Origin of the sequence: Accumulibacter sp. (assembly GCF_023806635.1) — a bacterium.
Classification (GTDB): Bacteria; Pseudomonadota; Gammaproteobacteria; order Burkholderiales; family Rhodocyclaceae; genus Accumulibacter.
In genome coordinates, this window is record NZ_JAMTDQ010000110.1 from 1 (window position 1) to 8,100 (window position 8,100).

The following is an 8,100-nucleotide window of genomic DNA, read 5'->3' on the forward strand; positions in this document are numbered from 1 at the left end:
CGGCTGCAACTGGAGCATACCTCCGGCTTGTCCTGGCATGCGGCGCGCCAGGATTTCGGCGCCAAGGCGGTCTTCGACAACCTCAATGCGCTCGCCGCCTATGTCGCTACCAACACCCTTCTCGACCCCGGTTCGTCCTACAAGATCAACCGCACCTTGGAAATCGACAAGATCAAACGACAGATCGGCCGTTGGCTCCTGGCTGCAACCGCCACCACTCGCCGCCTCAAGCCCATCCTCGAGGAAATCGCGCTGAACCTCCAGAAGTTCGTCCCCAATCGCTCCCAACCTCGAAAACCGCAGCCGAAACCGCACCTGTCCCACGCCTATAAGTGACTATGACCATATGCTAAGTTGTGAGGATTGGATCCGGTGCCGGTGATGCCCCGGATCCAGCTTGCGGCGGCTCCGCCGGCGCCACCATCGAGGACGTTGCCGCCGGCACAGACGCGAAGGGTGTCGGCTAGTCCGTTGTCGGTGAAGTTGGCTGCGGCGCTGGTCTGGATGAGTCGGTGGCTGACGCGGTCGACGGCGTAGGGGTCGGCCCCGTCGCCGCCAGTCGTCGAATCGGCAGGCGTCCCGCCGTCGAGCCAGTCAGCGTCCGCCCCGCCCGACGTCCGTAGTTCCCCGACATCCGGCCGGCCGTGTGTGGCGATGCGGATCGAAGCGACCTTGCGCCTCCCTTCGAGCGCCCAGCGAACCTGCTGCAATCCGTCTTCGTCGGCGCCGACGAGCCGCCATTCGCTGCCGGCGCCGAGACTCGGCAACAGACCCGCCCGCTCGTCCACGCGGTAGTCGACAGATACCCAGTTCGTTGCCATCTCGTTGCCCCCTCGTCGATCGTCCGCCACGCGGCTCGCGAACTCGAGCGGCCCGGCCTTCGCCGGTCATGCCATTCAATCGATCAGTCTAGCCGACTGGAAGGGGCGGCAGCGGACGATCTTCATCTGACATGGAGCATACATTGCGCGCATCGGAGCCCCATCGTCGAGGTTCCGAAGGGCCGCTGCGCGGCGGCTGAAGAAACTCCGTCGTGGGGCCGCCGGTGGCCTCAGGGCAACCGCCGGGCGGGCAGCGGGCGTCGCCTCGGCAGCAGGCCGCCGTCCGCCCGGCTGGCGCCCAGCCGGCGTCTCAGCCGCGCGCGCCGGCGCCGGCAGCCGCTTCGGCGAGCGCGCGTGCCACCGCTTCGGTCGCCTCGGAGGGGCGACTGCCGAGCCGGTCGGCGAGCATCTCGCGGCAGCGCTGGAAGACGCGCAGGCCCTCGGCGCTTTCGCCCTGCTGCTGCAGGCAGATCATCCAGTCGCGGTAGAGACGTTCGCGGCAGGGGTCGATCGTCACGGCCCGTTCAAGGAGCGTGGCCGCGGCGTCGTGCAGGTGGCTGCGGCAGAGGATGCCGGCGAGGTCGGCGAGGCCGGAGACCACCTGCTGGCGCAGTTCGTCGCGCAGGCGGACGACGCAGGGCAGCGCCTCCTCGCGTGCCAGGAAGTCGCCCGGGTAGTGGCGCAGCAGCTCGCGCGCCGACGCCAGCAGCGCCTCGGCCGGCGGTGGCGTCGGCGCATCGAGGAGCGAGCGGACCTTCCCCAGCGAACGCTGGCAGCACCAGAGATCGACCTGGCAGCGCTCGGGATTGAGCCGCAGCAGGCCGTCCTCGACCAGCACCAGGTCATCCGCCTGGCCGTCGCCGGCGAGGATCCGCCGCAGCCGCGAGAGGGCGCTGTCGAAGGCGCCGCGTTCGCGCGGGCCGATTGTTTCCGGCTCGTCGGCGAGCGCTTTCGGGCGCCGGCCGCGCCGCGCCGGCACGCGGGGCTCGTTGCCGGCCGTCGCCGTTGCGGGCCAGATGGCGCTGATGGCGTCGCCGATCCGGATGTCGCGGCCGCCGAGGGCGATCAGGACGCGCAGGATGTCGAGGGGCTTTTTCTGCTGCAGACCGTCGGCGCCGCTGAGCTGCTGTCCGCCGACGACGAGGCTGAAGCGCCCGAGGGTGTGGACCTGCACCGGCCACGGCCAGAGTGGCGCGTCGATGTGCGGCGGCTTGAGACGCCGGACGGCGATCAGGCGGCGGGCGAATTCGGGGACGATGGCGTGTTCGAGGGCAAAGGCGCAGAGCCGGGCCATCTCGGCGGGCAAGAAATGGTGATGGTTGAGGTAATCCTGTCGTGCGCCGACGCGGAAGGCGCGTTCGAGCGCGCCGGCACAGCCGGTCTCGTCGCCGGCAGCGAGGGCGAAGCTCGCTGCGCAGAGGTCCGCCTGGTAGCCCGTGATCTCGCCCTGCATCAGGTCGCCGAAGCGGCGCGCATCGGCGAGCACCCGCCAGGCGTCATCGGCGCGACCGCAGGCATGCAGCGCCTGCGCCAGCGCCAGGCGACCGAGAGCGTGTTGATGCGTTGCGCCGTAACGGTCGGCAATCGCGTTGGCCGCCTCGGCAGCGGCGAGGGCGCCGGCGCCATCGCCGGCGAGGATCCGTTCGAGAGCGCTCAGGTAAAGGAAGTGCGCCAGATCGACCTTGCGCCGCGGCTCGATCGCCCGCTCGAAGCGCTGCAGCGCCAGCCGCGCCCGGTCGGCGAGGCCGGCGTTGAGGTAGCCATAGACCTCGAGGGCGGCGAGCAGGAAATCCCACATGCGCAGGCCGTGCGCGCGCGCCTGGCGAAGCGCCTGCGCCGCCGTCGTGACGGTCGCGGCACAGCGGCCGCAGCGCCAATGATCGATCGCCTGCAGCGCCTGCCCGAGGACGGCGAAGACCGGCGACAGGGCGGTCGCATCCGGCGGCTGCAGCGCGCTCATCAGGCGGTCGAGTTCGCCGTTGCGGCCGACGCAGGCGGCGTAGTAGATGTGCAGGTTGCAGCCGAGGAGCAGCCGTCGGCCGGGGTCGGCGCACGCTTCGACGAGAGCGAGCAGGCGCCGGGCGACGGCGCCGATCTCCGGGTCCTGCGGGCGGCGGAACATCAGCGCGCTGAAAAGGCTCGCCGTGCAGCGTTCGTGCAGCGTCGCCGGCGGCTCGCCGAAAGCGCTGCGCAGCGCGGCCGCCTCGTCGAGCCAGGCGTCGAGCTGGCTGAAGTCGGCCCACTCGAGGCAGATCAGGTCGACGCTGGCCGACCAGGCGAGAAAGGCGCCGGCGCCGTCGTGTCGCTCGCGGAACAGCCGGTACGCCAGCGCGAAGCGTTCCTGTGCCAGTGGCGGATCGAAGTGCAGCTCAGCTTCGCCCTGCCAGTAGCACAACCACGGGTCGTCGCGGCGCCAGTCGGGCGGCAGCGCCTGCAGCCAGTCGGCGAGGGTGCGGTGCGCGCCCTGGCGCAACAGCGACTCGGCCGCGTCGCGGATGAGGTCGCACAACTCGTGCCAGAGCTGGCCGCCGGTCAGGAGCGCGGCGGCGGCCTCGACCTGGCCGGTGGTGACGAGCAGGGCGGCAGCGCGGCGGCAGAGCAGCGCCTGCTCGTCAGCGGCGAGTTGCGCCCGGACGCGGCGGCGCAGGAACTCGCGCAGCAGCGGGTGGAATTCGTACTGCGCCGGTTCGCCGCTGCCGTTCAGGGTGGTGAGGACACCGTCGTGATGCATCGTCGCCAGGACGTCGGCCGCCTGCGGGCTGCCGCAGAGGTCGACGGCCATGGCGGCGGTCATGCGCGGCAGACAGGCGAGTTCGAGGAGGATGCGCTGCACGGCGGCGTCCTGCTGCTCGAAGATCTCGCCCGCGAGGTAGGCGAAGAGCGCCGCCTGATCGCCGGCGGTGCCGGCGTCCAGTTGCCGGGTCTGCGCCTGCGGCAACTGCAGCAGCAGGTTGAGGCCGGCCGGCCAGCCGCGGCTGAGCTGGTGGAGTCGCGTCATCTGGTCCAGCGACAGGGTGCCGGCCAGCGGCCGTGCGAGACGCTGCACGGCGAGCGATTCCTCCTCGGTGAAGGGCAGCTGTTCGGGGTCGAGCAGGACCAGGTGGCCATGTGCGAGCAGGCGCGCGAAGTCTGCCGTCGGCCGCACGCGACTGGCGATCAGCAGGCGGGCGGTGGCCGGCGCTTCGCCGATGGCGGCGACGAGCAGCGCGCGGAAGGTGGCTGCGGAGAGCGCCTCCTGCGTGTTGTCGAAAACCAGCGTGACGGGGCCGGACAGGCTGCTGTAGAGGTCGGCGAAGTAGTGCCGGAAGAACGCCCTGAGATCGCTGCCGGCGAGGGCATCGAGCGGCAGGATGCTGCTGGCGGCGGGCGAGGTGCTGCCCGCGGTCGCCTGGCGCAGCAGACGGCAGCAGCCGGCGACGTCGCGGTCACTGCCATCGACCCGATACCAGAACGCTGGCTGGCGACGGCTGTCGAGATAGCTGCCGACGAGGGTGGTCTTGCCGGCGCCGGCGCAACCGGCGATCCACACGGCCGTTCCCTGCAGCCCGTCGTCGATGAGCCGGAACAGGCGCTCGCGCGCAAGCACCCGCGGCAGGCGCGGGCCCGAGAACTTTCCCAAAGATTGTGGTCTCCTCCTGTCGGCGCCGCTTGCGGACGCCTGGCGGAGGCAACGATAGCGTGTTGTGGCGGCCGCGACAAGCGGCGCCCGCCGGTCAGGCCGGCAGCGGAACCGAACGAGCCGGCGGCGCGGGTAGCGGTAGCGGCGAGCGGGACGAAAACGGCGTTGTCGAGCAGGGCAGCCACCACCAGCGCTCCGCCGGATACCCCCCACCCGCCGGGCGCAAACGAGCGCAAGGACCCGGCCGACTGCGGTCGGCGCAAGGAAAACCGTTCAGATCAACCGGCCGACTGCGGATCGCACTGACCTGACCGGTCGTCTCGCGTGATCTGCGGCCGGCGGAGTGATGCTGCGTCGATGGCGGGCATCCGCCGCAGCCCCTCCCCCGACCGAACGCGACGCCCCCTGTCGATTCACTGATAGACGATGTCGCCGCTGTCGTAGGTGATGCGCTGATGCAGCAGGGTGCCGGCCGCATCGAATTCCTTCTGCCACTCGGTCCACGCGAACTGCCCGGCCTGGTCGTAGTCGATGAAGGTCCGCGAACCGTCGTCCATCACATAGTCGCGGTAATCCTGCCGGTCGAGCGGGTCGTAGAGCTGCGTGCTCCTGCTCCACGCCTGGTTGTTCGCCTGATCGTAGTCGACGAGCTGCCGCCTGCCGTCGTCGAGCCGGTAATCCCGGTAGTCCTCCCGGGCCTGTGCGTCGTAGAGCTGGATGACCTCGCTCCAGCTCTGGTTGTTGGCCTGATCGTAGTCGACAAGCTGCCGCCTGCCGTCGTCGAGACGGTAGTCGCGATAGTCCTCGCGTCCCAGCGCGTCGTACAACTGGTCCAACCGGACGAAGTTCTGGTCGCTGGCCTGATCGTAGTCGACGACCTGTCGTCGGCCGTCGTCGAGACGGTAGTCGCGATAGTCCTCGCGATCCTGCGTGTCGTACTTCTGCTGAATCTGCGTCCAGCCCTGATTGCCAAGATTGTCGTCGTCGATGACCAAACGCGTCCCGTCGTCGTTGCGATAGTCACGGAAATCGACAAGACCCGAACCGTCATACACCTGGAACAACTGCGTCCACGCCTGATCGCCGAGATCGTCGAGGTCGTTGTACGTCCGCACGCCGTTGTCGGCACGCGTGTCGATCCAGTCGACTGCGCCGCTGACGGCCAGCCGGGTCGTGCGCGAGGCAAAGCCGCTCTCGCTCGCCGCCGTGTCGCTCACCGTCTCGGTTCGGCTGCCGTCACCATTGAGCACGAGATTCCAGGTGTTCCCCGCCACGCTCCATTGCAGCCTCTCCAGGTTGTGCGCAGCCATGGCAAAGGCACGCGCCTGCGCCGTCGATGCGCCCGAGAAGACCCCGCTATCCGTCCCGGCGCCCCCGTCGACGCTGCCGTCGGACGCGTCGAAGAGCAGCGTGTCGTCGCCGTCGCCGCCATTCAGGGTGTCGTCTCCGCCACCACCGTCGAGGGTGTCGTTGCCGGCCTCGCCGTTGAGCTGGTTGGCGGTTTCGTTGCCGGTCAGTTCGTTGTCGAGTGTATTGCCGGCGAGGTTCACTCCAGGCGTCGCATTGGCGACGCGGGCGTGCTCGACGTGGTCGGGAAGTCCGTAGGTGTTGTCGACGAGGAAGACGACGTCGACGCGGTCGATGCCCGCGCCGGGCAGTTCGACGACGGTGTCGGTCACGACATCGACGACGTATTGATCGTTGCCGGTGAGACCTTCCAAGACGTCGCTGCCGGCGAGGCCGTCGAGTAGGTCGTCGCCGGCCGTACCGAAGAGATGGTCGTCGCCGTCGGTCGGCGTGCGCTGTCTGACGTCGATGGTCAGCAGGTTCGGCGTCGGGTCGAGGTCACTGCCGCCGTGTTCGGTGCCGCCGCCGTCTTGGATCTGGAAGGAGAAGCTGGCGTAGGCATCGCCGAATTCGTCGGTGGTCGGGGTAAAGACGAACTGTCCGGCCATGATGTCGGTGACAGCGATGTACTGGCCGGTGCTGACGGCGACGCCGGAAACGGTTAGGCTGCCGGCAGCTGGCAGTGTGCTGACGCGCACGGCGAGGAGCCCGTTGGCGGGGATGTCGGCGGAGTCGCTGCAGACGAAGTCCGCTGCGGAGAAGGCGTAGGGGCTGTCTTCGCGCGTGCTGACCGTCTTGTCGGCACCCGACGGGGCGTCGTTGACTGCGGTGACGTCGATCGTGATCTGGTTCGGCGTCGGGTCGAGATCGGCGCCGCCGTTGGCTGTGCCGCCGTTGTCCTGGACCTGGAAGCTGAAGGTGGCGTAGGCGGTGCGGCTGGCATTGCCGTCCGGGGTGAAGACGAGATTGCCGACGGCGAGGTCGGCGGCGGCGATCGATTGGCCGGCGCTGACGGCGACGCCGGAAAGCGTGAGGCTGCCGGCGGTGGGCAGCGTGCTGATGCTCACGGCGAGGAGCGCTTTGGCAGGATTGTCGGCCGGGTCGCTGAAACCGAAGTCGGCTGCAGAGAGGACGTAGGGGTAGTCTTCGTGCGTCGTGACCGTTCTGTCGGCACCCGACGGGGCGTCGTTTACTGCGGTAACGTCGATGGTAATCTGGTTTGGCGTCGGGTCGAGGTCGATGCCGCCGCTGGCGGTACCGCCGTCGTCTTGGACCTGGAAGGTGAAGCCGGTGTAGCCGGTGCCGCTGGCAGCCGCCGCCGGGGTGAAAACCAAGTTGCCGGCAACAATATCGGCGGCGGCGATAAATTGGCCGGCGGTGACGGCATTCCCGGAAAGGGTCAGGTTGCCAGCGGCTGGGAGTGTGCTCATGCGCACGGCGAGCAGGCTGTTGGCGGGGGTGTCCGCCGGGTCGCTGAAGCCGAAGTCGGTTACGGCGAAGGCGTGGGCGGTGTCTTCGAGTGTGCTGACGGTGCTGTCGGAACCCGACGGCGCATCGTTGACCGGCGCACCATCGGAATCCACCGAAATACTCAACTGGTAAGCAGAGTCCGACTGACCGAGGTTGTAGTTCGTTACTCCGACGTAATAGGCGATCGACTCGGGAGCTGTCAGTTGAACTGACGCTTGGTCGCTCGGGCTGGGAAGGAAGATCGTACTGTCGCTTCGGTGGCTGTAGCCATCGCCTGTCAGATACCAGATCCGCAACAAATGCGCAATGGTCATTCCAGAGACGTCTGCCGAGATTCTGTCGCCAGCATCTACGTGGATAACCCACCAGTCCCAGTCATGGCCACCGGGCCGTCCTTGTATCGAGCCATCGATTACGATACTGGCCGATTGCCCGTAACCGATTCCGGTCGGTTGGTCGGATCCATCATTGTTCTCGGGAGTTTCGTTGAGTGACATGGCAGGTCATCCTTTGTCGAACCGTTTTCTTCCGGGCGTCGTCCGAGGGACGTGGACTAAAGTGGTTCATTGGGTTGCGAAAGAGATCAATTGCCGTGAAAGTCGCGTCGGCGACTCAGGAACATCTGTTCTCCCGTCGACGGACGAATGGTCGGGTATGAGGGAACGGTCATCCCTTTCAGGATCGGGTGCTGTCTCGACATGTCATGAGCGCTGGAGGCTACCGAGCGAGACGATTCGAATAATGAAACTCTTTTCAAGGAACGGACCCAGGTGTTCCTTCGCGTGTGATTAGTCACTTATGACTCAGATCTTTACATTTCCTGAGCAGATCTGGTCACGGGGT

The 8,100-nt window shown here is 67.9% G+C and carries 3 protein-coding genes and 1 pseudogene; 1 reads left to right on the top strand and 3 read right to left on the bottom strand.

What is annotated here, in order from left to right; translation table 11 throughout:
- Window positions 1-336: pseudogene (locus NFW30_RS18905) on the top strand (IS4/IS5 family transposase); the annotation flags it as partial.
- Here the strand turns inward: NFW30_RS18905 and NFW30_RS18910 are convergent.
- From NFW30_RS18910 to NFW30_RS18920, 3 genes are all read right to left on the bottom strand, one after another.
- Entirely contained in the window at window positions 327-821 is a 495-nt protein-coding gene (locus NFW30_RS18910) for a DUF4347 domain-containing protein (RefSeq protein WP_295358361.1), read from the bottom strand. The pseudogene NFW30_RS18905 and the gene NFW30_RS18910 sit on opposite strands and share 10 nt — an antisense overlap.
- 310 nt (window positions 822-1,131) lie before the next feature.
- On the bottom strand, window positions 1,132-4,440 hold the full coding sequence (locus tag NFW30_RS18915; RefSeq protein ID WP_295358358.1) for a BTAD domain-containing putative transcriptional regulator: 3,309 nt from the start codon (window positions 4,438-4,440) through the stop codon (window positions 1,132-1,134).
- A gap of 413 nt (window positions 4,441-4,853) precedes the next feature.
- Window positions 4,854-7,571: an Ig-like domain-containing protein gene (locus NFW30_RS18920; protein ID WP_295372476.1), complete on the bottom strand. Its 2,718-nt coding sequence runs from the start codon at window positions 7,569-7,571 to the stop codon at window positions 4,854-4,856.
- Between the last annotated feature and the right edge of the window lie 529 nt (window positions 7,572-8,100).